This is a genomic window from Psychrobacter sp. WY6 (genome assembly GCF_018448495.1).
Lineage (GTDB): Bacteria > Pseudomonadota > Gammaproteobacteria > Pseudomonadales > Moraxellaceae > Psychrobacter.
In genome coordinates, this window is record NZ_CP049902.1 from 710,225 (window position 1) to 734,377 (window position 24,153).

Genomic DNA, 24,153 nt, shown 5'->3' on the forward strand with positions numbered 1-24,153 from the left:
GGATTGATATGGTTTATAATATTAAAAATACGAGTAGACAGACAGCGAATGGATTATAGTCAATAGACAGGGTATGATTAAGCCATTATTGTTAAGTTTTATAATAAAAATCATTTAAATAAGAGTAACCAAGCATGCAATTATCGATTAATCGAGAGTCGTTACTAAAAGCCATTAATTTGATCGCCAAGGCTGCTGATAAACGGCACAATATGGTTATTTTGGGCAATATCAAGCTACAGCTATCCGAATCAATGCTTATTTTGACGGCTTCTGATTTAGAAGTAGTAGAGCTGACATCGACGTTGAAATTGCCTGCTGGTGCTTGTATTGAAGCTGGTACCACAACTTTACCTGCAACAAAATTAAAAGACATCTGTAAATCATTGCCTGCACAAGCTCAAATTAATTTGGCTACTCAAGAAAATGAACGCTGCTTATTAACCAGTGGTAAGAGTCGCTTCACCTTAGGGACATTACCTAGCGAAGATTATCCGAGTTTGGGTAATCCCGAAAATATCACGCCATTGACCATCAGTCGCAATCGTCTTATCGATTTGATTCATAAAACGCAGTTTGCAATGGCGATTCAAGATGTTCGCTATTATCTCACTGGTATGTTGTTTGATGTGTCGCAACAGCAACTGACGACGGTTGCAACCGATGGGCACAGATTGGCTTTGGCGCGCAGCGTTATCGATGTCAGTGCTGATTTAAGTATGCAGGCTATTTTGCCCCGTAAAGCTGTCATTGAACTTGAGCGCTTGGCCTCTGAGTTAGGAAAAATGCTTGGTGAGCAAGACAATCAAGTCACCTTGAGCTTCGGTCGTGAGTTTTTGCAAGTGAGCTTACCCTTTGGTGACGTTGATAGTGCAGGACAGGTTAATCAAAACCTGATGGTTACTTTCACTGCGCGTCTGATTGATGGAAAATTCCCTGATTATCGCCGAGTGATGCCAAGTAATACGGATAAACTGGCTTTATTCAATCAAGAAAAAATGACGGACGTACTGCGCCGTGTCGCGATTTTAAGTAATGAAAAATCTCGCGGTGTGGTGTTTAATTTTGCCAGCGATGGGATGGTAGAAGTTCGTGCTAATAATGCAGAGCAAGATGAAGCGGTGGAGATGATACAGGCGAAGTATCAAGGTGAGCCGATGGAGCTGTCTTTTAATGCGGCTTATTTACAAGATGTGCTTGGCGTTATTCAAGGTGACTTGCAAATGCACATGAGCCAATCGAATGCTTCAGTGTTGGTTAACCAGCTGAATGATGAGTTCCATCAGTATGTCATTATGCCAATGCGTATATAGTTTCTGTATGTTTTCAATAGGCTTAATAGCAGGGACTAAAGACACTCAGTTTGCACTAAAAAATTAAGGTAAGCTGAGTGTCTTTGATTAAAATCCAGTATTTTAAATTCAATATTTATTAAACTTTTGCCTATTATTATAGGTAGCGTCAATAGGTGGCTGTCGGCATTATGATTGAACGTCTACAAATATCGAACCTACGCAACCTGACGCACGTCAATCTACATGCAACAGATTGCAACGTCATTATCGGTGCCAATGGCAGTGGAAAAACCTCATTACTTGAAGCCATATTTCTGCTGTCAAGAGGAAAAAGCTTTCGTCATCACCAGCCAAAACGCTATATCCAGCACCATCAAAATACAGCGACTGTATACGCTAGACTCAATGATAGTAGTACCTTAGCTATCCAAAAGCAAGCTGACGCGACCACAATTCTACGTCTGAATCAAACCACTGTCTATAACCAAAGCATCTTAACTGAGCAGCTACCAACGCTACTAATAGATCCATCGACGATGGATATGTTAGAGCAGGGTAGTGCTAGTCGTCGCCAGCTGCTAGATTGGCTAGTGTTCACATGAAACAAGGTTTTCATCCGCAATGGCTCGCCTATCAGCGTCTATTAAAACAGCGCAATAGTTTACTAAAAAAGACAAGTCATTTGACCCAAGTGCAGCTCGCTGAACTAAAATCGTGGGACAAAGGACTTAGTAATCATGCGGAACTGATTCATCATTATCGTGAACGGATATTCGCAGAATGGCAGCCTTATTTTGCTGAAAGTATCGCGCAGTTATTGCCCGCTTATGCGGATCAATTGAGCCTTAGCTATAATGCTGGTTACGATACGAATGTTGCGCTGGATATACAGCTTAACGAGCGCTTAGAACAGGATTTGCAACTGGGATATACTCGTATCGGTAATCACCGTGCTGATGTTCATGTGCATTGGCGTTCTAATGACTCGGCAGCGTCAAATAACAATTTCTCAGATACAATGCATGAAGCGGACACTAACCTCAAAGTAGCTGTGATAAAAGAGCAGGCAGCCAATGTGTTGTCGCGTGGTGAAAAAAAGCTATTAATCACAGCACTGCGTTTATCGCAACTGCCATTACTGCTAAATACTCAAAAGACTAATGATCTATCAAATGATCTATCAAATGATCTATCAAATGATCTATCAAATGATCTATCAAATGATCTATCAAATGATCTATCAAATGATCTATCAAATGATCTATCAAATGATCTATCAAATGATCTATCAAATGATCTATCAAATGATCTATCAAATGATCTATCAAATGATCTATCAAATGATAGCGCTCATGCTCAGGTGACACCAGTGGTATTACTAGATGATATTACTGCAGAGCTTGATGATAGGGCGATAGATATTCTATTGTCGACGTTAGCGCAGCTGCCATGTCAGGTATTTATGACCAGCTTAACCGATGATATTTTGCCTTTAATGCATCAATATTGGTCAAAACCCAGTACGTTTCATGTGAAACAAGGTCAAATCTTTAGTCCTTAATTATCTCCTTTCTCCACGGGCTTTCATATCGATACTTATCTACCTGTCATTTCGCAATGATATAGGCTATCTTTGCGAGCTGGTTTTATAGGCATAAAACGCTCAGTAAACAGTGACTTAGAGGCAAAAAAATGCTAAAATAGGGCTTTATTTTGTCCTGTTCTCAGCAAGTTGTTTGATGACGTTATATAGGTGTTTTCCAATGCCTGTAAATTTCTAAGTATTTGATAAATAGATGTTTTATTTGCTCTCTCGGTTTTTATAATGTTTAAAAAAAGAAGCCGATGTTAGAGAAAAAAAGCGCGGACTTGAAACTCTTTTTAAGTCGCTATCAACACTCAAGAATTTTTAGCTAATCGTGTTTTAGCTGGTAATGCTTATCAAAGGTTTTGACTATAAAAATTAAGTCTAAAATAACGTTATGAGGCGTCATCGTAGTGGTGCGCTAATAACAAACGGCTGATTATGGCTAGATTAAGGAATGCACATGAGTGATTCATTACCTACCGACCACGAGCAACTGACGTCAGACAGCATTGCTGAAACTACGGCACCAGCGGTGGTTCCTGAAAGTTTACCTTCTGATTATAGCTCCAAAGATATTCGTGTATTGCGCGGGTTAGAAGCGGTACGCGTACGCCCTGGTATGTACATCGGTGATACGGATGATGGTACAGGCTTACATCATATGGTCTTTGAGGTGGTGGATAACTCTATCGATGAGGCACTCGCGGGTCATTGTGATCAAATCGATATCATTATCCACGAAGACGAATCTGTGAGCGTCATGGATAATGGTCGCGGCGTGCCTGTCGATATCCATCCAGAAGAGGGTGTATCTGCCGCGCAGGTCATTATGACTGTCTTGCATGCAGGCGGTAAGTTCGATGATAACAGCTATAAAGTATCAGGCGGCTTACAGTGGTGTTGGTGTCTCGGTCGTTAACGCCCTATCGAAAAAGCTTGAAATGAATATTTGGCGTGAAGGCTATCACTATCATCAAACCTATACCGATGGGGTGCCTGATGCGGACATTCAGCAAATGGAGCCAACCGACAAAACTGGTACGCAAATTCGCTTTTATCCAAGTAGCGATGTGTTTACTGGCACCATCTTTGAGTACGATATTTTAGCGAAGCGTTTGCGTGAGCTATCATTTTTGAACTCGGGCGTACGCATTGTTTTAACGGATGAGCGTATTGATAAGCGTCATGAGTTTGAACACAAAGGCGGCTTGTCAGAATTTGTCAGCTATATCAATGCTGGTAAAGATGGCATCAATGAAGTCTTTCATTTTGTGAGTGAGCAAGATGATGGTATCAGTGTCGAAGTGGCGTTACAGTGGACAGATACTTATAACGAAAAAGTATTTTGTTTCACCAACAATATTCCCCAAAGGGATGGTGGTACGCATCTATCTGGCTTTCGTTCAGCGTTGACGCGTTGTTTGAATACCTATATGGATCGCGAGAATCTCTTTAAAAAAGAGAAGGTCGTTGCTACTGGTGATGATGCGCGTGAAGGTCTAACCGCTATCGTATCTGTTAAAGTTCCAGATCCTAAGTTTTCGAGTCAAACCAAAGATAAACTGGTATCAAGTGAAGTGAAATCTGCTGTCGAATCAGCAATGCATGATAAGTTTAATGATTATCTGCAAGAGAATCCAAGCGCTGGTAAGGCTATTGCTGGCAAAATAATTGATGCCGCTCGTGCTCGTGATGCCGCTCGTAAAGCGCGTGAAATGACGCGTCGCAAGACCACGTTAGATATCGCTGGTTTGCCTGGTAAGTTAGCAGATTGCCAAGAAAAAGATCCAGCATTGTCAGAACTGTACATTGTGGAGGGTGACTCTGCAGGTGGTTCAGCAAAACAAGGTCGTAGCCGAAAAACCCAAGCGATTTTGCCATTGAAAGGTAAAATCCTAAACGTAGAGCGCGCACGCTTTGACAAAATGCTGTCTTCTGCTGAGGTTGGTAACTTGATTACTGCGCTTGGTTGCGGCATTGGTCCAGATGAATATAATCCGGATAAAGTACGTTATCATAAAATTATCATCATGACCGATGCGGACGTTGATGGATCGCATATTCGTACCCTGTTGCTGACTTTCTTCTTCCGTCAAACGCCTGAGTTGATTGAGCGTGGTTATATTTATATCGCCCAACCACCGCTTTATAAAGTGAAAAAAGGTCGTCAAGAGTTATACCTAAAAGACGACGAAGCACTCAAAGCGTATTTATTATCATCAACGATTGACAATACTAAGTTGCATATCAGTGCGGATGCTCCTGCTATTACGGGGCAAGCGCTAGAGACGCTACTGAATGATTATAACCAAACGCAGCTTATCAAAGCCCGTTTGCAGATTCGTTTCCCAGCGGTGTTATTGGATGCGCTGACGCATACGAAGCTTAGCACTGATATGACTTATGATTTGCCTGCGATGCAAGCTTGGCAAGAGGCGATGCAAGCTCAGCTTGAGCACTTCGGTAGTGACTTGAGTCCGGAGATTGAACTGGTCAATATCCATGCGCCGCAGCCTAAAAATATGGATGCTGCTGCTGCTGATTTATTGGGTATGAAGCCTGTCATTGAAGTTGAAGGCGCGGAAAATGTTGACGCTGAAGCTCCAGTAGCAAAAGCACAGTGGCTACCGCGTATTACGGTGTATGTGCACCAGTTAGCTCATCATTATCTGCTAGATGCTAGCTTTATCAATTCCGGCGAGTACAGCAAGTTGCTGCGTTTGTCTGCTGAATGGAATACCTTGCTTGCAGAAGATGCCTTTATCCGCCGTGAAGCAACGACTGGTACGACCAAAGATATCCCTGTACGCGACTTTGATTACCTCTGGCAGCAGATGATGCTTGATGCGCGTCGTGGTCTAGCAATTCAGCGCTATAAAGGGCTGGGTGAAATGAACGCAGATCAGCTCTGGGATACCACGATGGATCCTGAAAACCGTCGTATGTTACGTGTGACGATTGAAGACGCGATTGCGGCGGATCATATGTTTACCTGCTTGATGGGTGATCATGTTGAACCGCGTCGTATCTTTATCGAAGAGAATGCGTTAACAGTCTCTAACCTAGATATTTAAATAGCATAATATTGTGACTCACTAAAAAACCACCGCTTTGGCAGTCAAGGCGGTGGTTTTTTAATGTTAGAATTGTTTCACGTGAAACTTGGTTTACGAATTGCTTTAGATAATGGATATAGAAATGATCGAAGTTTTTTTACTTGCGATAGCCTTGGCGATGGATGCATTTGCGGTCGCGATTGGGTTAGGGGCTAAGTCGCAAAAGCACTCATCTGCTTATGTGCTGCGTTTAGCGGTTTATGCAGCACTGTATTTTGGTATTGCGCAGGGTGTGTGATGCCGCTGATAGGTTATCTATTGGGTGCAGTATTGCTAGGCTGGTTGGCGACTGCTGCACCGTGGATTGGTGGTGGGATTCTTATTATGCTTGGCGCTAAGATGTTATATGAAGCGTTTAATGGTGAGGTTGAAGCGGTATTAGCAGACAGTTTTGACGTCAACATACAAGAAAAAATCAATCATCGTATGATGTTTACATTGGCTATCGCTACCAGTATTGATGCGATGGCAGCAGGCTTTACTTTGAATTTACTAGCAGTTAATGCGTGGCTAGCGTGCTTCATTATCGCTATTATCACCGCTGGATTTGGCTTTTGCGGTAGCTATTTAGGTAAGTCTTCTGGAACTTGGCTCGAGGATAAAGCTGAGATACTGGGTGGATTAGTACTGATAGCCATTGGCATAAAGGTGATGTTTATCCGTTAATAAGCATCATTATTTGAATTGATTCTCTACAATAAAAAGCACCCCTTTGATGATCAAAGGGGTGCTTTTTTAATAAAGACTTTGTTTCACGTGAAACAATAACTATTTTATATTAACTACTATTTACTCTTCGTCAGTATCAAAACGCCATGCGAGTATACGCGTGCTTTTTTGACCTTGGCTCATCTCAATGATGCGCATTTGGGCAACACCAAGTTGTTTTAATAGCAATTGCATAGGCTTCACGTTTTCTGATTTTGAGACTAAACTTGTGAACCAGCCAACATGCTCAGCGAAATCTTGACTCTCTTTTGCCATCTTGGTTAAAAAGGCAATCTCGCCACCCTCAGACCATAGCTCTTTATGCTGACCACCAAAGTTTAAATTCTGCGCGGCATTGCCAGACTTGGTTGAGCTGCGGCTGATTTGTGCGTTCTCATTCTTACCGCGATGTCGTTGCAAATTATGCTGCTTACGGCTATTGGCTTCCATCGCTTCTTCTAATGAGGCATGAAACGGCGGGTTGCAAACCACCACATCAAAGTAATCTTGGCGACCGATGATATTTTTAAAAATAAATTTAGGTTCGGTCTGTAGTTTGACTTTAACCGCACTTTTTAGCTTTGGATTGGTTTCACAAATCAGCGCGGCGGTATTGACCGAAATAGGATCAATGTCTGAGGCGGTAAATCGCCAACCGTAGCTTTGACTACCAATAATCGGATAAATCGCGCTGGCACCGGTGCCAATATCAAGGGCGTGGATTTCTTTGCCAGTCGGTGGCGTATTTTCTTTATTAACATGCGTCGTTTGCGCGAGTAAATCGGCAATATAATGAATATAATCGGCACGTCCCGGAATCGGTGGACAGAGATAACCTTCCGGAATATCCCAAAACTTCACACCATAATAATTTGCTAGTAGTGCCTGATTAAGGACGCGCACGGCGGCACTGTCTGAGAAGTTAATCGTCGACTCGCCTTTGGGATTGGTAATGGTGTGCTTAGCAAGCTCAGGCAAAGCGCGAGTCAATACTTCAAAGTCATAACGACCTTGGTGCGGATTGCGCGGATGTAGCTGCCCTAATTTTTTGGCAGTTTCAGGCGATCTGTTTCGTTGATTGTTGGCGGTCGGGCGACGGTTCATAGGCTTACTGGTCATAGTATCGGGCTTTGATGTTTGAATATAATGCACCATTTTAGCAGATTTCACGAGTCACTAGCGTCTTATCGACTACGTAAAATCAGATTTAATCCCAATATTATCATCGCTGTACCCAATACGCGGTCGATCCAATGTTCAAAACGCTGAAAGCGACGATGAATGGCAGGAATAGACAGTAACATCACCACGGTACTAAACCATGCCATCTGCAAGACCATCATCCATACGCCATAAATAGCCAATTGCCACAGCGGTATATCGGGTGATAAAACGAGGGTAAATATCGCGACGAAATAGACGGGCGCTTTGGGATTAAACACATTGCAAAAAAATCCACGGCGTAGAATGGAAGCGGTTGAGTCTGTATCAGTAGGCGGTTTTTTATTAGAAATGGCTTTATCAGAAAGCCCGGTATGATTGGTAGAAGTCGTTTGCTCAATAAGCATATCTTGTGAAACGTGAACACCTGAATCTATTAGCTCTACTGGATTTGCTAATTCTGATGTTTTTTTCGGTTTGGCTTGAATACCTTGCCATCCTAAATAAATAAGGTAACTGCCACCTAACCATTTAATAGCGGTCAGTAATGGCTGCGAATGAGCAATCACCGTCGCCAGTCCTAGGACCGAATAAGTGATGTGTATCGCAAGACCCAAAGTAATACCAAGACTACAAATCAAACCTGTGCGTCGCCCTTTTGCCAAAGTTTGCTGCGAGACCAAAACAAAATCAGGACCCGGAGAGGCGGCAGCGAGTAGATGGACGCTGGTGATAAGCAAAAAACCGTGCCAAAATTCCATAAAATGCTCTGAGTCATGTCTTGAGTTGGATAATAGTTGCACTTATCGTAAATGAGGTCAACTGATATTGACACCAGCTATTGAGGCTCATGCTAAAACGATGCTTGCGTTGCACCGAACGTATGTCTATATTGAAAGTAAGTTACATAATTTTAGCGGTATTAATTCGCCATGTGACAAACCATAAAACGATCGCTCTAATAAGGATAAAAATATGACTACGGAAAGTAATAATAGTAATTCTACTAGCAATGACACTCGCATTACCTATGACTTCCAAGATTACATCTGCCTAATCGGACTCAATCGTGCCGATAAACGCAATGCCTTGATAGCCATATGATTAAGCAATGTCTGACGCACTCACTAATTATGAAAAACGATGCCAATCTTCGCTGTGCGCTGATATTCGCTCACGGTGAGCACTTCACGCAGGTCTTGATTTGATGGAGCTACAAGATAAATGGGATAAAGGCGCATTTGAGTTTGCCGACGAAATCGATCCGTGGGGAATCGGTGGCAAATTACGCAGTAAGCCAGTCGTCGTGGCAGTACAAGGCACCTGCTTTACCGCTGGGATTGAGTTGATGTTAAATAGCGATGTCGTTATCGCAAGTGACAACTGCAACTTTGCGCAAATGGAAGTGCAGCGCGGCATCATGCCCTTTGGTGGCGCGACTGTACGCTTTGTAGCAGCAGCTGGCTGGCAAAAAGCCATGCCGTATCTATTAACAGGTAAAAACTTTGACGCGCAAACGGCTGATAGACTGAATTTGGTCAGCGAAGTGGTGGCAAATGGAGAAGAAGAGCGCGCGCTGACTATCGCTAAAGAGATTTGCAACGCTGCACCGCATGGCGTGCAAGGATTACTATCCTCAGCGCAAGATGCCAGCCTTAATGGCGCAAAAGTGGCATTAGCTAATATTCATGGTTATCTGCCACATTTGTTTCATTCAGAAGATGCAAAAGAGGGTGCGATGGCGATGGTTGAGAGACGTGAGGCTGAGTTTGTGGGGCGTTAGACTTAATCAATATTGGACTATTTTCATTACAAATGTTGATAGTAAATACTTATTCTGACATTATTATTTTGCCCTTTTATTTAAGAGATTAAATGTGAAAGTTATAAAAAAGTTGAAACTAAAGAACTTTAAAAGGTTCGAGGATTTTGAAGTTGATTTTACGCCAAATATAAATCTAATAATTGGGGATAATGAGGCTGGGAAAAGTACGATACTAACGGCATTAGAGCTTGTGATAAGTGGAAGTGCTGCTCGTGTCGAAAGTATAGGGCTAGAAAATATTTTCTCAATGTCAGTAATTAAAAACTTTCTTTCAAGTAGTAAAGAAATTGATAAATTACCTACTATTCATGTAGAAATATATTTAGAAGAGCAAAATGATCCTAACCTTTATGGTAACTATAATCTAGATAAAAAATAGCGATGGGCTTCAATTAATCTGTAAACCAAATGAAAGTCTACTAGGAGATTAGTTCTATACTAAGCCAGTCCGGTGATAATTTTCCATTTGAGCTTTACGATATTAACTTTAGTACTTTCGCAGGAATTGCATTTTCTGGTTATAGTAAATACTTTAGATATATAGCTATTGATAGCACACAGATTAATAATGAGTATGCTATAGTTAGTCTTTTATAAATAAGATACAATACTTTTAAAATAAGCGACACGGCAGAAGAACATGACCTATTCAGCAGACTTTCGAGCGCAAGTGATCAAAAGTGTCCAAAACAAAGACATGAGTATTCGTCAAGCTTGTATTTTCTATAATGTTAGCAAAACAGCACTACAGCGTTGGTTAAAAAACCCAAGTATTAAGAAAACTCGGGATAAGCCACCCAGTAAAAACCGAATGAGGCTCTTCTCAAAGACGTCGCTCAACATCCAGATGATTATATGTACGAGCGAGCACAGCGTCTAGGCTGCAGTAAATCGGGTATTGAGATTGCCTTGAAGCGCCTTGGTATCAGTCAAAAAAAAGACCTTAGAACATCCAAAAGTGTGTCCAATAAAAAGAGCGATATATCAGAGTAAGCTTGATAGCTTTAAGCAGCAAGGCTATCCCATTATGTATATGGACGAAAGTGGCTTTGAGGCCGAAACTATTCGCCCTTATGGCTATGCACCAATTGGCAAACCTTGTATTGATCGCTACAACTGGCAAGCAAAAAAGCGTACTAACGTCATCGGTGCTCTGTATGAAAAAATGCTGTTTGCGCTTGATTACTTTGAGAAAAATATTAATAGCAGCATATTCTACCAATGGTGCAAACAAACACTAATCCCAAGCCTTAAGACTAAATGCGTTATAGTTATGGATAATGCTAGATTTCATAAAAGCAAACGTATTCAAAAGCTACTAAACAGGCACGGGCATCGTATTCTTTGGCTGCCGCCGTACAGCCCTGATCTAAACCCTATCGAGAAAAAGTGGGCACAGGCTAAGTTTCTACGCCAAGGGTGGATGGAGAATAATTTACCAAAACTGTTTCAGGATATGGGCTGTATCTCTTTTATTATAGACTGACTATACTAGAAGGTACATATCAAATCTTACGAATCACTATTAAGCCCAGTTGATCGAAGCATCCTAGCTAACGAGTATAGGCAGCAAAAATTAGTTTTAAGGATAATAGCTTACACAGAGTTAACAATAATTTAAGTGACTATGAGTTTTCAATACGTTCAAACCCACGCTCAAACCTTGATACTGACTTAACTATTGTTGAAGGAGATATACCCATTGAACACAAAGGTAAAGGAAAGCAGTGCTTTGTCAAAACAGAGTTTGCTTTAAGTCAACCTCAAGGAAAATCAGTAAACACAATTTTATTGGAAGAGCCAGAGAACCATTTGAGCCACATTAGTATGAAAAAGCTTATCAATCGGATATCTGCCTCTTCAGTAGACCAGATTTTTATTGCAACTCATAGTAGTCTGGTAAGCACGCGTCTAGATCTAAGGAAGTCTATCTTATTAAATAGTAATAGTAGATATCCTGTAACCTTGAAAGATATACCAGAAGATACTGCTAAGTTCTTTATGAAAGCACCAAACAATAATATTTTGGAATTTATTTTATCTAAAAAAGTAATTCTTGTAGAAGGTGATGCTGAGTTTATATTATTAGAAGCTTTCTATAAGAAGTGTAGCCAATCTACACCAGATGTTGACGATGTACATATCTTATCGGTAGGAGGCACAAGTTTTAAAAGGTACTTAGATTTAGCTGAGAAATTAGGTATTAAAACTGCTGTCATTAGGGATAATGATGGAGACTATAATAAGCACTGTCTACAGAGATACCGTGATTATTTATCTAGTGATATAGAAGTGTTTTATGACTCTGATAATAAAAATGAAACCTTTGAAATATGTCTTTATAACATAAACAAAAAACTTTGCGATCAAATATTTTCTTCTCCTAAAAGAACGCTACCTATTTTGGATTATATGCTCAAAAATAAAGCAGATAGTGCTTTCAAGTTACTTGATGAAAGAGCAGATGAAATCAATATTCCAGTTTATAGTCAGTTCAAAACAAAATTGTTATGGTTAGGACAAACATCATAAAACAACTTGGATAAGTCGTTTTCCAACCAGCCTTGGCGTAGAAACTTTACTTGTGCCCATTTCTTTCAATAGGGTTCAAATCAGGGCTGTACGGTGGCAGCCATAATACGATGACCATGCCTGTTCAGTAGCTTTTGAATACGCTTACTCTTATGAAATCTGCATATCCATCACAATCACGCATTTGGTTTTAAGACTTGGGATTAGGGTTTGTTTGCACCATTCGTAGAATATGCTGCTGTTAATGTTGTGCTTAAAGTAATCTAGTGCAAACAGCATCTTGTTATACAGAGCGCCGATAACGTTGGTTCGCTTTTTACCTTGCCAGTTGTAGCTATCGATACAAGGCTTACCAATCGGTGCATAACCATGAGAGCGAATGGTCTCAGACTCAAAGCCACTTTCATCCATATAAACGATGGGATAGCCTTGCTGCCTAAAGCTATTAAGCTTACTCTGATATATCGCTCTTTTGATCGGACAGGCTTTTGGGTGTTCTAAGGTCTTTTTTTTGACTGATGCCTAGGCGCTTTAGGGCATGATAAATGCCTGTTTTACTACAGTTTAAGCGACGAGCTCGCTCATACTGGTAATCATCGGGATACTCTTTGACATCATTAAGTAGCACGTCATCTGGTATTTTATAGGGCTTGGTTTGCCTGGTTGTTTTACTATGAACACGCCGCTTCCAGTTCTGTATGGTGGTTGGGCTCAGATTATAAAACTCAGCCGCCTCGGCAAAGGTCATACCCTCGTCTAAGCTTTTTAGTACCTGTTTGCGAAAATCTAGTGAGTAAGTCATGGTCTTTATAATAACAATTGGGTTTGATAATTAGTTTATAACACTTTTAGGTGGAATTGACTATATATAGAGAAGGCGATACAATGGATAAGAGGGTAGTTCTTGCAGTCGCAGGTTCTGGTAAAACAACATCGATTATCAACGATCTTCAAACTGATAGTAGAGCCTTAATCATAACTTATACTATCAATAATGTTGAAAATATAAAGAAGAGGATTATAAGGAAGTTTGGGTTAATTCCAAACGGAATAAAGGTATATGGATACTTCTCTTTTCTTTATACATTTTGCTATAAACCTATACTTCATGTTGAATTGAATTCTAAAGGGTTGATATGGCAAAAACCTCCACTTAGAACTAAGATGACTAATAGAAATCATTATTTTACGAGAAACGATTACATCTATGCTAATAGACTTGCGAAATTAATCATTAATCGGTCGTTAGCTGAAACAATAAATAGAGTAGAGAAGTACTTCGACTATTTATATGTTGATGAAATTCAAGATTTTGGAGGTAATGATTTCAACTTTTTAGTTGAGTTAGGGGCAGCTAAGTTGAATCAACTACTTGTTGGTGATTTTTATCAACACACTTTTGACACAAGTAGAGATGGTAATACAAATGCAAAGCTCCACGAAGATTACGTTAAATATATAACAAGATTAAGCAAATCTGGACATACAATCGACAGGTCAACCTTATCTGCTAGCCATCGTTGTAGTCCAACTGTATGCTTATTCATAAGTGATAAACTAAAGATAAGTATAAATTCGCACCGTAGTGATTCAACTATAATAGAGTTTGTTAGCTGTGAAAAAGATGCTTTAAGATTATTCAAGGATGATGAAATAGTGAAATTATTTTATCAATCAAGTAATAAATATAAGTGTTATGGCGATAATTGGGGTGCTGTTAAAGGACTAGATGATTTTTCAGATGTTTGTGTGGTTTTGAATAATATCACTTTAAAGCATTATATTGAAAATACTCTTCATGAGTTACCTTCAAAAACTATTAATAAACTTTATGTAGCTTGTAGTAGAGCAAGAAACAAACTATATTTTGTGCCTGAAAAAAATATTAGAAAATTTAAAGGTTGCTCTCTATCTGTTTACAGGTGTTTTTGATAAGCTCTACTATTAAATCAAATATACTTAATCGATACTCTGAAGGCGCGGTTTAGCCCTGACAGTATCGGCTATCCTGCTTGAATAGGCGTGTTGCGAAGGCTAGGTTTTGGGGTAGTCTCGAGACCAAACCTAGCCACAGAAAATCATAGATTTTCTCTTGCGTCAGGGCGAAGCAGTACTTCGCTTGATCCATCCTCACACCTAGATAAGCAGATAATAGCGGATGGCAGGATGATCGGCTTCAGCTTCATAGTAGCTCTGATAACCACGCAATCTAATACAGCACTTCAAAATACTACCAAGCAAACCAAACATACCAACCAAAAAAACCTCGCAATCGCGAGGTTTTTTGTTTTATTTAGTATGACTGACTACAACAGCATCAGTGTTGACCACGCAACTATAATTATTTAGCTTTTTGGTAGTAGTCAACCATCATAGTGCCTAATGTGCCGTTGTCATCGATAGTGACTATTCTAACCGTACCAGACTGTGATGCGGTACTAGATTGCACTTGTCCAGCCTTACCTAAGACGACTTGGTTGTTTTTGGTCGCTTTTGCCTCGTTACCGATAGCGATGCTATTCATGCCGCCAGCCATAGATTTATTGCCTAGTGCTACCGAGTTTGCACCTTGTGCGGCTGCCGCTTCACCCACTGCCGTAGAGCGTACGCCACTAGCATCGGCTATATGACCAAAGGCTTGCGCGCGTTCGGCAGTGGCTTTTGATTGCCAACCGATAGACGTTGAGCCTAAACCTGCGGCATTGGCTTCCCCGCCAACAGCCGTTGCGGAGTTTAGACCTGCATTGGCTTTATTGCCGACAGCGACCGTATCGTTAGTACCACCAGCGATTGCCGCTTCGCCGACTGCGGTAGAGCGAACACCGCTAGCATTGGCTAGATGACCAAAGGCTTGCGCGCGTTCGGCAGTGGCTTTTGATTGCCAACCGATAGAGGTTGAGCCTAAACCTGCAGCGTTGGCTTGACCGCCGACAGCGGTTGCTGAGTTCAGACCAGCATTGGCCATATTACCGATAGCAACCGTGTCGTTAGTGCCGCTAGACATAGCACTATTGCCTAAAGTAATGGCAGTACTATTCGTAGTGGTTTGGGTATTTGAAACTTGAGAGTCAGCACCTGTTGCCATAGCAGTGCATGCAGAAGTTGCGACAATGGCGAGAGTAAGGGAACTGATTTTGAGTGCTAATTTTGATAGGGAATCCATTTTCATCATGCTAAATCCTTTTAGACAAGCCATCTTGGCTTAGTAGGGGGGTTGGGTAAAAGCTGATAGATCACAATCTTTGCAATATGAACATACTCTGGCATAAATAACTTGATCATATGTAGAGTCCGCAATATTAATGTCACACTAATTTTTAACCATTATTCAAATAATGATAGCATTATATTTTCAAAGGTCATTTAAGCCGACGAATGAACAGTTATAATAAAACTACCGTAAAGGAGAGCATCGGTGCAGTATAACTTTGATGAGATAATAGACAGACGTGATACGGGGTCGTTTAAATGGCATTATAGCGATGACACGATTCCGCTATGGGTCGCAGATATGGACTTTAAGACTGCCCAGCCTATTTTAGCGGCGATTGAGCAAGTAACGCAGCATGGCATATTGGGTTACACCGTGCCGACCGAGCCGTTGTATCAAGCGATTATCGACTGGCATGGCAGTCGTTATGACTTGTGGCTGGAGCAGCAGGATATCCTGTTTTCTCCGGGTGTCGTGCCAAGTTTGGTGCTGATGATGAAGGTGTTTACCGAGGCAGGGGATGCGGTACTCATTAATGATCCGATTTATACGCCTTTTATGACCAAGGTTTTGGACAATAATCGTAAGCTTGTGACTTCTGCATTACAGGAGAATGAGGGGCGATACTATCTGGATTTAGCTGATATAGAAGATAAAATTATCGAGCATAAAGTTAAGCTATATTTGTTGTGTAATCCGCATAATCCGGGCGGACGTGTATGGATAGCGGATGAGCTTGAAGCGCTGCTTTTAATCTGCAAAAAGCACGATGTGGCGATTGTGAGTGATGAGATTCATCAAGATTTAACTTTGAGTGGTCACACCTTTATTCCCTTTTTAACTCTAGCAACAGGCTATGAGCACAAAGTAGTCAGCCTAACCTCGATGACCAAAACCTTTAATATTGCCGGTATCAAAGGCTCTATGATTTTTGCTAAAGACAGTGCATTACTCAGTAAAATGAACCAGCAGCAGCGCTTGAGTGACGAGCATGAGCTAAATTTATTTGCTTATACGGCTATGCGTCGTGCTTATGAAGAAGGTGGTGAGTGGTTGGCGCAGGCGCTGACTTATATTGAAGCCAATATTGAATTAACCATTAGCTTTTTAGAAGAGCATTTACCTAAAATTAAGGTGATGCGTCCAGAAGCTTCGTATTTGATTTGGCTAGATTGCTCGGCATATGCGCAAGACGATCAAATGCTTTATGACACACTAAGAGCCGCTAAGGTTGAGCTGAGTGCAGGTATCAAATATGGTAATGAAGGGCATCTTAAAATGCGCCTTAATGTAGCGTGCCCTAAAGCGCTGCTTATAGAAGGGCTAACTCGTATGCATACTGCATTAAATAGCGATGCTTTTAAACAGTAATATCATTTAGCAGGATAACCAGTAATGTCCTGAATACTTTGATATAAGGGTTTTAGACGCTCATACATTTTGAGATAAACCTCATTATAAAGACGTTTGTAGAGCTGGACGTTGGCGTCAATGGGCATAAATTCATCACCCAAATGGGTCATCGCCTGAGTTGCGGTTAAATGGTCGGAATAAACGCCGAGCCCCACTGCACAGTTGATGGCAGCACCTAAGCCTGAGGCTTCATAAGTGCGGTCGATAAGCGGGCATGTCAAAGATATCTGCCGTCAGCTGCATGGCTGAGTCACTTTGAGAGCCGCCACCAGACACACGCAAGTGTTTGATGGGTTTGCCTGTACGCTTCTCAATGGTATCAAAACCAAGTTTTAGCTCATAGGCAAGCCCTTCTAGGATAGCGCGATAAACATGCGCTCGCGTGTGTACATCACCAAATCCAATGAGCGCGCCTTTGCCCTCAAGTCCCGGATGACGAACACCGGGTGACCAGTATGGCTGCATCATTAATCCCATACAGCCTGCTGGAATGTCTTTCACCGCTTGATCGAGGAGTTTTTCGGTATCAATGCCTTGCGTCTTTGCCAGCTGTTCTTCATAGTGGGCAAACTGCTCCTTAAACCAGCTGACCATCCAAAAGCCGCGATAGATCATATACTCATGATTATAGTAATTCGGCGCAGCGGCAGTGTAGGCGGGCATGTGCTTAAGGATTTCGACGTAATTGCTCGACGTGGTATTAATCGTCGCAGTAGTGCCAAAGCTTAGACAGGCGGTTTCTGCAGCGAGACCTGCAGAGCCTAATGCTTCACAAGCCTTATCACTGGCGGCAGCAATCATCGGCGTGCCCTCTAAAATCCCCGTGGCTTTGGCTGCTTTTGTACTAATAGAACCGAGTGGCTGTCCCGGCGGCACAATCTTGGGCATTTGGTCGGGTCGACAGCTAAACAATCGCCATTTGAGATCTTTAGCTTTTAGCCAAGCTTGGGCTTTGTTCATATGGCAGGTAGCCTAAAGCATGACCGGCGGAGTCGATAAGCTCACCTGTGAGCTGATAGGTGAGATAGGCGGACAAATTGACATAATGAGCGGTTTTTGCCCACATTTCTGGTTCATGATGAGCAAGCCAATTACAGCGGGCTTTTTGCTGTGCCTCTTGTACCAGCTCGCCCATACCGATGACTTTGGTGAGTGGATTGAGCAAGCCTATGTCATTGGTTTCGCCGCGACGCAAATCCATCCACACAATGGCTGGGCGTAGCGGTTGTTTATCCTTGTCCAAACATATCATGGTATAGCGCTGGGTGGCGAGACTGACACCAGCGATTTGCTCAGGAGTAATAGCGCAGGTTTGCCAGAGTTGCTGACAAGCTTCGCTTAATTTTTGCCAATAATAATCGGCATGTTGCTCGGCAAAATTTGGCTGCGTTGAAAAATACGGCTCGATAATGACGCGGGCTTTGGCAATCTCGCTACCGAATTGATCAAAGATCAGCGCCCTGACGCTTTGGGTGCCATTGTCGATAGCTAAGAAATAGATAGGGGCATCAAAGTGATTGGTCATAGTCATCCTTAACTATGTAGTGATAAGCAGTAATAAAAATAAGCTTTAAGCTGCTGGTAGGTGATAATAGCGTTGCCATAATTGGGTATAGCGTTCAACTTCTTGCTGCCATTTTTGCTCATCCCAGCCGAGCTCTTGCTGACATATTTGTTTGAGCCTATCGCTAATTAATGGCGTCATTGCGCCATGTGGCAGTATCAATCCTAGGCGCGTACGGCGTAATAATAAATCGTCTAAATGAATAACTTGCTCACAGCAGGCCGCAAAGCGAATTTCTGCCCAAATGGTATTGCTATCAGTCACATAAGTTAAATCATCGTCATGAGCTAATTCTAATAAGGTATCAAGCTTTAGACCGTAAAACCCTTGTAAACGCTGTTGTAGAGGTTTTGGTAGTGTTTTGAATTTTGGATTAGTCGGAGTTTGATTACTAAAGACTTGGTCGCTATATACGACATTATCTTCGGTAGTAGACTCGTCAAGTTCGAGCACCTTTTGACAAACTTTCAGTACATCAAGGGCGATTAGGCGAAAGGTGGTTAATTTGCCGCCACTGACGGTCACTAAATTATTATCCAACCAAACGCTATGGTCGCGTTTTTCTTTACTCGGGCTGACACGCTTACCATCACCGCCATCAGAAATCAGTGGACGCACGCCTGCCCATGAGCTGATGACATCCTTGCGGCTAATGTCTACATTATCAAAGAGATTATTGGTCGCTGCCAATAGGTAATCCACCTCTTCATTAGTGATACCGACTTCGTTATCGTCTAATGGCGGATGATCCAAATCGGTGGTACCAAGGACGGTACGGTTTTCCCATGGAAAGACAAAGACGGCTCTTTTGTCGATAGGGTGCAAAAAGGTATAGGCTTGCTGCAACGGTAGGCGCTCTTGGCTGACCACCAGATGGCTACCACGCGACGGGCGAATTTGTTTATGAAAGCTTTGTTCTGTTTGTTTGCTTGCCTGCATTCTTAGAGTATCCGCCCAAGCACCCGTAGCACTAACTACCACTTTGGCATGAATATCGTAAGTATGATTGCTATCATTAGAAGCAGTGTCTTTTAAAGTTGCGCCAACTACTAAGCCTTGCTCATTAGTAATCAATGATTCGGCTTTAAGGTAGTTAATCGCCTGCGCACCATCATGGATGGCTTCATCAAGTACGCGCATCACAAGGCGTGAGTCATCGGTCACTGCATCACTAAACTGACTGGCGCCCAAAAATTTTTCTTGCTTGATGTGCGGATTAAGCTGTAAAAAAGCGTCTTTTTTAAAGTATTTAGAGTAGCGCTTGCCCGCGAGCCCATCGTAGACACGTAGCAAGGTATTGAATATCCATGGCGGTGGAAACTTGCCTTTATAATGTGGCATGACGTAATGCATCTCGTTGACCAGACCTTTTGCTTCACTGAGCATGCGCTCACGTTCACGCACGCTAAGCAAAGTGGTTTTATAGTCACCTGAGGCAATATAGCGCAGCCCGCCATGTACCATTTTACTAGAGCGGCTGGACGTGCCCCACGCAAAGTCTTTTTGCTCGATTAATAAAACTGCTAAGCCGCGCCGTGCTGCTTCGCGAGCAATACCTGCACCAGTAATGCCGCCACCGATGATGAGTATATCCCACGGTACTACTTGAGACGAGCGACGAGATAAAGGCGCTAATGCTTGCTGGCGTTGCTGATATTGATCATGCTGATTGGCTTGGTTCATAAATGATCCGTCGTAATTTGGACTCAGGTTAATCAGTGACTCAATGTTCCTAAGTCTTCTGATCGGGCTGTAACTGGCTTCTAATCTTCGATTAAAACGCCTGGATTCATACGCTGCTCAGGATCTAAGCTTTTGAGCATATCAGCAGTTACTTGGATACCTAGCTCACCCTTTTCAGCTGATAAGTAAGGTGCGTGATCACGGCCGACGCCATGCTGATGCGATATCGTCGCTGTGCCATTGGCCAAACTTGAACTGGCGGCATGTTTGATTTTTTGCCAGCGGCTTAAGGTACTAGCGTGGTCTTGTGCTGCTCTAAAGAAGTAGGTGGTATAAAGACTGGCACCTTGTTTATAGACATGAGAGATATGAGTAAAGACCATCACTTTTTCGCCTTCATCGCTCAAAGCGTTTTTCACCGCTTCTTGCATCTGCTGCATCTGCTCGTCGATATGATTCCAGTTGGTTGCGGTCTCAAAGGTATCGACCATGATGCCTTTTTCCCATAAGGTGCCACGCAAATAAGGAAATTTAAAGCGTCCATGCGCCCAGACACTGCCCATGATATCGGTTATTTTGCCCGTGACACTGCCTTGCTGTTTTAATAGCTTATTAAACTGCGTCAGTGCCAATTTATTTTGTGCTTTATCCCCTGAGACGCCATAAGTGAGCATGACTTTTTTTGAGCTGAGTCCGCGCGCTTAGATAAGTGCTAATGGCTAAAAATTGACTAGGGGTTGTACCCAGATGCAAGTGCGCGTCAGTCTCGACAGCATTACTTAGACGCAACATCGATAGGCGAACATTTTTTTGCACGGCTTGTCTAAGCACTTCTTTACCCGCTTCCCAGTTAGGCAGAAATGCCACTTTAAATAGCTCTTCTTCTGGTTGCGACTGCACCCGCATTTTGACTTCAGTAAAAATACCAGTGCGACCTTCAGTGCCCATCATCATCTCGCGCAGATCAGGCCCTGCTGCTGACGCTGGAATATCCGCAATATTGAGCACGCCTTGTGGCGTCACCAACGTACCACCAGCAAACAACTGCTCGATACGCCCGTAGCCTAAAGACTGCTGACCACTAGAGCGTGCAGCAATCCAGCCGCCAAGGGTCGATAGCTCCCAAGACTGAGGATAATGTCCCAAACGATAGCCGTGTGCGTCTAATTGCGCTTCGACCGCTGGACCTTGTGTGCCTGCGCCAAAGGTAGCAATTTGGCTCTCACTGTCTAAGTTAATCAGCTGATCCATTTTGCTCATGGCGATGGTCAATATGGGGCGCGAACCCTTTTGCGGATTGATATGACCCGCTACTGAAGTGCCGCCGCCAAAAGGAATGACGATAAGGTCGTGCTCGCTCGCTAGCTTTAATAAGGTTTCGACATCAGCGGTCGATTCAGGAAAAGCGACCCCATCAGGAAAGGCTTCAAAGTCGCCACCATGCATGGCTATCCAGTCTGGAAAGCTTTGACCACGGGCGTGTCTAAGTCTCACTTCGTTATCGACAGATACGGTATCAAACTCAGTCATAGCAACAGGCAAGCGCGATTTGGGCACGGTTTTAAGTACTTGCTGTAAGCTCACTGATGATAGTTTTCTGGTTTTACCAATGTACGATTTGATCAGTTTCGCCCCATGTGCTGAGACTTTTTTATTAATATTGATATTGCCCCAGCCATTCCAGCGCGTTTGCTCGATTGGGGTATTTGCCGTATGACCTTTTAAGGCGGCGTCTATACTGGTGTTATTGGTATTTTGGTTATCAGAATTGACTGAAGTAGCTTTAGACTGGGCAGATTTAGGGCGTTTTCGGATAAGGGCTTTGATTTTGCTCATAGGGACATACCTGTCAATTTATTATGATTATCTGTGACTATAATAAGTAACTGTTTTCTGTACATTAGTCAACAACGATTGGTGTGCTGTTCCGACTTGCTAATTCTTTATTCCCCACCAAAACCATCAGTCTATGCGCTAAGTAGTGCCAAATAACACCAATAAACCCTAATATATAAAAGTACCAATGCGGTGAGACTAAGCTTGAGAAGATTTCAGATGAAGTCCATGTGTTGCCGAATAGTACAGGTTAATCATAGTCGACACTGATACAAGCTTCTCTGTAGAATGCTATATAAAAAAGCATAATAGCTGCTTTACGAGACCAATAAACCGCTTTTTGATTTTGCTCATTTCTATAACGCCTTGTTATGATTTCTTATGGATGGAGGAAATAAATGAAATCCTTATAAAAATGAAATAAAGTTCGAGAATATACTGGTCTAATGAGATAGTATATGTCAGTTGGTAGATTAGCGTATTTTTATAACCAATAGACTGCTCAAACTTGTTAAAATAGCGCACCAATTTATTTATTGATGGACACTACGTTATGACAACTGCTGCCAACGTTCCTACTATTAAAGAAGATCGCATCTTAATTCTCGATTTTGGCTCACAGTACAGCCAGCTTATCGCCCGCCGTGTCCGTGATTCAGGCGTATTCTGTGAGATGTTCCCTTATGATATCGACACTCAGCGCATTACCGATTTTGGCGCAAAAGGCGTTATCTTATCTGGCGGTCCTGAGAGCGTGCACGCAGATGACAGCCCACGCATCAATGATGCCGTATTTGATCTAGGCGTACCCGTATTGGGTATCTGCTACGGTATGCAAGCGATGGCAGAGCGCTTCGGTGGTAAAGTTCATGCCAGTGATATCCATGAATTTGGCGCAGCAACCATCAATATCGATGGCAAATCAACGCTGACTGATGGTATCGAAGACGCAGCAGCGAAGCTAAATGTGTGGATGAGTCATGGCGATAAAGTGGTCGATGCCCCACAAGGCTTCGATATCGTCGCTAGTACGCCAAGCTGCCCGATTGCGATTATGGCTGATGATTCGCGCTATTATTATGGTTTGCAGTTCCATCCTGAAGTCACGCATACCGCACAAGGTTCTGCATTACTAGGACGTTTTGTCCATGAAATCTGTGGCTGCGCTGGTAGCTGGACGCCTGACAACATCATCGATATGCGTATCGAACAACTCAAAAAGCAAATCGGTGATAAGCAAGTATTGCTCGGTCTTTCAGGTGGTGTAGATAGCTCAGTCGTCGCAGCATTATTGCATAAAGCGATTGGCGATCAGCTAACGTGTGTTTGTTGATACTGGTCTTTTGCGTCTGCACGAAGGCGACCAAGTGATGCAAATCTTTGCTGAAAACATGGGTGTAAAAGTGATTCGTGTTGATGCTGAAGAGTTATTTTTAACCGCATTGGCTGGCGAGTCTGATCCAGAAGCCAAGCGCAAAATCATCGGTAAAACCTTTATCGATGTATTCGCTAATAGTGCCCGTGAAGTCAGTGAGCAAAGCGATGGTAAAGTCATCGAATTCTTAGCGCAAGGCACGATTTACCCAGACGTTATCGAATCAGCGAAGTCGCATCAAGGTAAAGCGCACGTGATTAAGAGCCATCATAACGTTGGCGGTTTGCCAGATGATTTGGCATTTGAATTGGTTGAGCCGTTACGTGATTTGTTTAAAGATGAAGTCCGTAAATTGGGCATTACCCTTGGTTTACCAGCGAAGATGATTAACCGTCATCCGTTCCCAGGACCGGGCCTGGGCGTGCGTATCCTTGGTGAAGTTACCAAAGAATTCGCTGATATTCTGCGTGCTGCTGATGCTATATTTATGGAAGAGTTAGAAAAATCAGGCTGGTATGAAAAGACCGCGCAAGCGTTTGCGGTATTCCAACCGATTAAATCGGTCGCGTGGTCGGTGATGGTCGCCGCTATGCGTGGGTGATTGCGTTACGTGCGGTTGAGACCGTAGACTTTATGACGGCCCGCTTTGCGCATCTGCCATATGATTTGATTGAGACGGTATCGAATCGTATAATGAATGAAATCGCTGAAGTCTCGCGTGTGACTTATGATGTGTCGAGCAAGCCGCCTGCGACGATTGAGTGGGAATAAACCGTTTAAGTATTCTAAACGGTAACGGTGTTAACCTAGCTAGATGTACAAACCGTACTATCTGCGCTCGGTTGC

20 protein-coding genes and 5 pseudogenes are annotated in these 24,153 nt (G+C 42.6%); 13 read left to right on the forward strand and 12 right to left on the reverse strand.

All coding sequences use genetic code 11. From position 1 onward, the window contains the following. Positions 1 to 134 precede the first annotated feature (134 nt). The 5 genes and pseudogenes from dnaN (at position 135) to G7Y90_RS03550 (ending at position 6,665) form a co-directional block, all read left to right on the forward strand. Positions 135 to 1,313 carry a DNA polymerase III subunit beta gene (dnaN, locus tag G7Y90_RS03530; RefSeq protein ID WP_250163403.1) on the forward strand — a complete coding sequence of 393 codons (1,179 nt, stop codon included), beginning with the start codon at positions 135 to 137 and terminating at the stop codon, positions 1,311 to 1,313. A gap of 170 nt (positions 1,314 to 1,483) precedes the next feature. Next, entirely contained in the window at positions 1,484 to 1,897 is a 414-nt protein-coding gene (locus G7Y90_RS03535) for an AAA family ATPase (RefSeq protein WP_250163404.1), read from the forward strand. After that, positions 1,894 to 2,856, forward strand: a complete 963-nt coding sequence (locus G7Y90_RS18830) for a DNA replication/repair protein RecF (RefSeq protein WP_502937393.1) — start codon at positions 1,894 to 1,896, stop codon at positions 2,854 to 2,856. Before G7Y90_RS03535 ends, G7Y90_RS18830 begins: the two co-directional genes overlap by 4 nt. A 487-nt stretch (positions 2,857 to 3,343) precedes the next feature. After that, positions 3,344 to 5,957, forward strand: a pseudogene (gyrB, locus tag G7Y90_RS03545) (DNA topoisomerase (ATP-hydrolyzing) subunit B). 124 nt (positions 5,958 to 6,081) lie between these two features. Continuing rightward, positions 6,082 to 6,665: pseudogene (locus G7Y90_RS03550) on the forward strand (manganese efflux pump MntP). A gap of 123 nt (positions 6,666 to 6,788) precedes the next feature. Here G7Y90_RS03550 and rlmF read toward each other — a convergent pair. After that, complete coding sequence (gene rlmF, locus G7Y90_RS03555) at positions 6,789 to 7,826, reverse strand: 23S rRNA (adenine(1618)-N(6))-methyltransferase RlmF (protein WP_250163405.1); 1,038 nt, start codon at positions 7,824 to 7,826, stop codon at positions 6,789 to 6,791. Positions 7,827 to 7,891: 65 nt separating this feature from the next. After that, the gene (locus tag G7Y90_RS03560; protein WP_250163406.1) at positions 7,892 to 8,629 is read right to left on the reverse strand and encodes a LysE family translocator; all 738 of its coding nucleotides are present in this window, start codon (positions 8,627 to 8,629) and stop codon (positions 7,892 to 7,894) included. 214 nt (positions 8,630 to 8,843) lie between these two features. Between G7Y90_RS03560 and G7Y90_RS03565 the strand changes: the two are divergent. From G7Y90_RS03565 to G7Y90_RS03590, 5 genes and pseudogenes are all read left to right on the forward strand, one after another. Beyond that, a pseudogene (locus tag G7Y90_RS03565) lies at positions 8,844 to 9,651 on the forward strand (crotonase/enoyl-CoA hydratase family protein). Between the two features lie 94 nt (positions 9,652 to 9,745). Continuing rightward, a complete protein-coding gene (locus tag G7Y90_RS03570) occupies positions 9,746 to 10,072 on the forward strand; it encodes an AAA family ATPase (RefSeq protein ID WP_250163407.1) in 327 nt (108 codons plus the stop codon). 476 nt (positions 10,073 to 10,548) lie between these two features. Next, positions 10,549 to 10,605: pseudogene (locus G7Y90_RS18835) on the forward strand (IS630 transposase-related protein); the annotation flags it as partial. Between the two features lie 7 nt (positions 10,606 to 10,612). Next, the gene (locus G7Y90_RS03585) at positions 10,613 to 11,179 is read left to right on the forward strand and encodes an IS630 family transposase (protein ID WP_502937394.1); all 567 of its coding nucleotides are present in this window, start codon (positions 10,613 to 10,615) and stop codon (positions 11,177 to 11,179) included. Between the two features lie 341 nt (positions 11,180 to 11,520). Further along, complete coding sequence (locus tag G7Y90_RS03590) at positions 11,521 to 12,225, forward strand: ATP-dependent nuclease (RefSeq protein WP_250163409.1); 705 nt, start codon at positions 11,521 to 11,523, stop codon at positions 12,223 to 12,225. A 150-nt stretch (positions 12,226 to 12,375) separates the two neighbouring features. On the opposite strand, the gene G7Y90_RS03595 is transcribed toward G7Y90_RS03590, so the two are convergent. Together G7Y90_RS03595 and G7Y90_RS03600 are read right to left on the reverse strand one after the other, a co-directional pair. After that, positions 12,376 to 12,636 carry a transposase gene (locus G7Y90_RS03595; RefSeq protein WP_250163410.1) on the reverse strand — a complete coding sequence of 87 codons (261 nt, stop codon included), beginning with the start codon at positions 12,634 to 12,636 and terminating at the stop codon, positions 12,376 to 12,378. A 40-nt stretch (positions 12,637 to 12,676) separates the two neighbouring features. Further along, positions 12,677 to 13,027: an IS630 transposase-related protein gene (locus G7Y90_RS03600; RefSeq protein WP_250163411.1), complete on the reverse strand. Its 351-nt coding sequence runs from the start codon at positions 13,025 to 13,027 to the stop codon at positions 12,677 to 12,679. Positions 13,028 to 13,110: 83 nt separating this feature from the next. Here G7Y90_RS03600 and G7Y90_RS03605 point away from each other — a divergent pair, with 83 nt between their 5' ends. Continuing rightward, positions 13,111 to 14,157 carry a hypothetical protein gene (locus G7Y90_RS03605; RefSeq protein WP_250163412.1) on the forward strand — a complete coding sequence of 349 codons (1,047 nt, stop codon included), beginning with the start codon at positions 13,111 to 13,113 and terminating at the stop codon, positions 14,155 to 14,157. A 204-nt stretch (positions 14,158 to 14,361) separates the two neighbouring features. Here G7Y90_RS03605 and G7Y90_RS17675 read toward each other — a convergent pair whose 3' ends face one another. Both G7Y90_RS17675 and G7Y90_RS03610 read right to left on the reverse strand, forming a co-directional pair. Next, a complete protein-coding gene (locus tag G7Y90_RS17675) occupies positions 14,362 to 14,484 on the reverse strand; it encodes a hypothetical protein (RefSeq protein WP_284143818.1) in 123 nt (40 codons plus the stop codon). 82 nt (positions 14,485 to 14,566) lie between these two features. After that, positions 14,567 to 15,397, reverse strand: coding sequence for a hypothetical protein (locus tag G7Y90_RS03610; RefSeq protein WP_250163413.1), 831 nt, complete (start codon positions 15,395 to 15,397; stop codon positions 14,567 to 14,569). A gap of 243 nt (positions 15,398 to 15,640) precedes the next feature. Between G7Y90_RS03610 and G7Y90_RS03615 the strand changes: the two genes are divergently transcribed. Then, positions 15,641 to 16,807, forward strand: coding sequence for a MalY/PatB family protein (locus tag G7Y90_RS03615; RefSeq protein ID WP_250163414.1), 1,167 nt, complete (start codon positions 15,641 to 15,643; stop codon positions 16,805 to 16,807). A gap of 2 nt (positions 16,808 to 16,809) precedes the next feature. Here the strand turns inward: G7Y90_RS03615 and G7Y90_RS03620 are convergent, their stop codons facing one another. The 6 genes from G7Y90_RS03620 to G7Y90_RS03645 form a co-directional block, all read right to left on the reverse strand. Continuing rightward, entirely contained in the window at positions 16,810 to 17,070 is a 261-nt protein-coding gene (locus G7Y90_RS03620; protein WP_250163415.1) for a hypothetical protein, read from the reverse strand. Beyond that, positions 17,039 to 17,809 (reverse strand): FGGY-family carbohydrate kinase, encoded by a 771-nt coding sequence (locus tag G7Y90_RS03625; RefSeq protein WP_250163416.1) that lies wholly within the window; start codon positions 17,807 to 17,809, stop codon positions 17,039 to 17,041. The genes G7Y90_RS03620 and G7Y90_RS03625 overlap by 32 nt, the downstream gene beginning before the upstream one ends. Then, positions 17,778 to 18,374: a xylulokinase gene (locus G7Y90_RS03630; RefSeq protein ID WP_250163417.1), complete on the reverse strand. Its 597-nt coding sequence runs from the start codon at positions 18,372 to 18,374 to the stop codon at positions 17,778 to 17,780. The genes G7Y90_RS03625 and G7Y90_RS03630 overlap by 32 nt, the downstream gene beginning before the upstream one ends. A 45-nt stretch (positions 18,375 to 18,419) precedes the next feature. After that, a complete protein-coding gene (locus tag G7Y90_RS03635; protein ID WP_250163418.1) occupies positions 18,420 to 20,096 on the reverse strand; it encodes a glycerol-3-phosphate dehydrogenase/oxidase in 1,677 nt (558 codons plus the stop codon). Between the two features lie 80 nt (positions 20,097 to 20,176). Next, complete coding sequence (locus G7Y90_RS03640) at positions 20,177 to 20,770, reverse strand: FAD-linked oxidase C-terminal domain-containing protein (protein WP_250163419.1); 594 nt, start codon at positions 20,768 to 20,770, stop codon at positions 20,177 to 20,179. Further along, positions 20,742 to 21,932, reverse strand: coding sequence for an FAD-binding oxidoreductase (locus tag G7Y90_RS03645; RefSeq protein ID WP_250163420.1), 1,191 nt, complete (start codon positions 21,930 to 21,932; stop codon positions 20,742 to 20,744). Before G7Y90_RS03645 ends, G7Y90_RS03640 begins: the two co-directional genes overlap by 29 nt. 553 nt (positions 21,933 to 22,485) lie before the next feature. Here G7Y90_RS03645 and guaA point away from each other — a divergent pair. Continuing rightward, positions 22,486 to 24,078 (forward strand): annotated as a pseudogene (guaA, locus tag G7Y90_RS03650) (glutamine-hydrolyzing GMP synthase). Positions 24,079 to 24,153 lie beyond the last annotated feature (75 nt).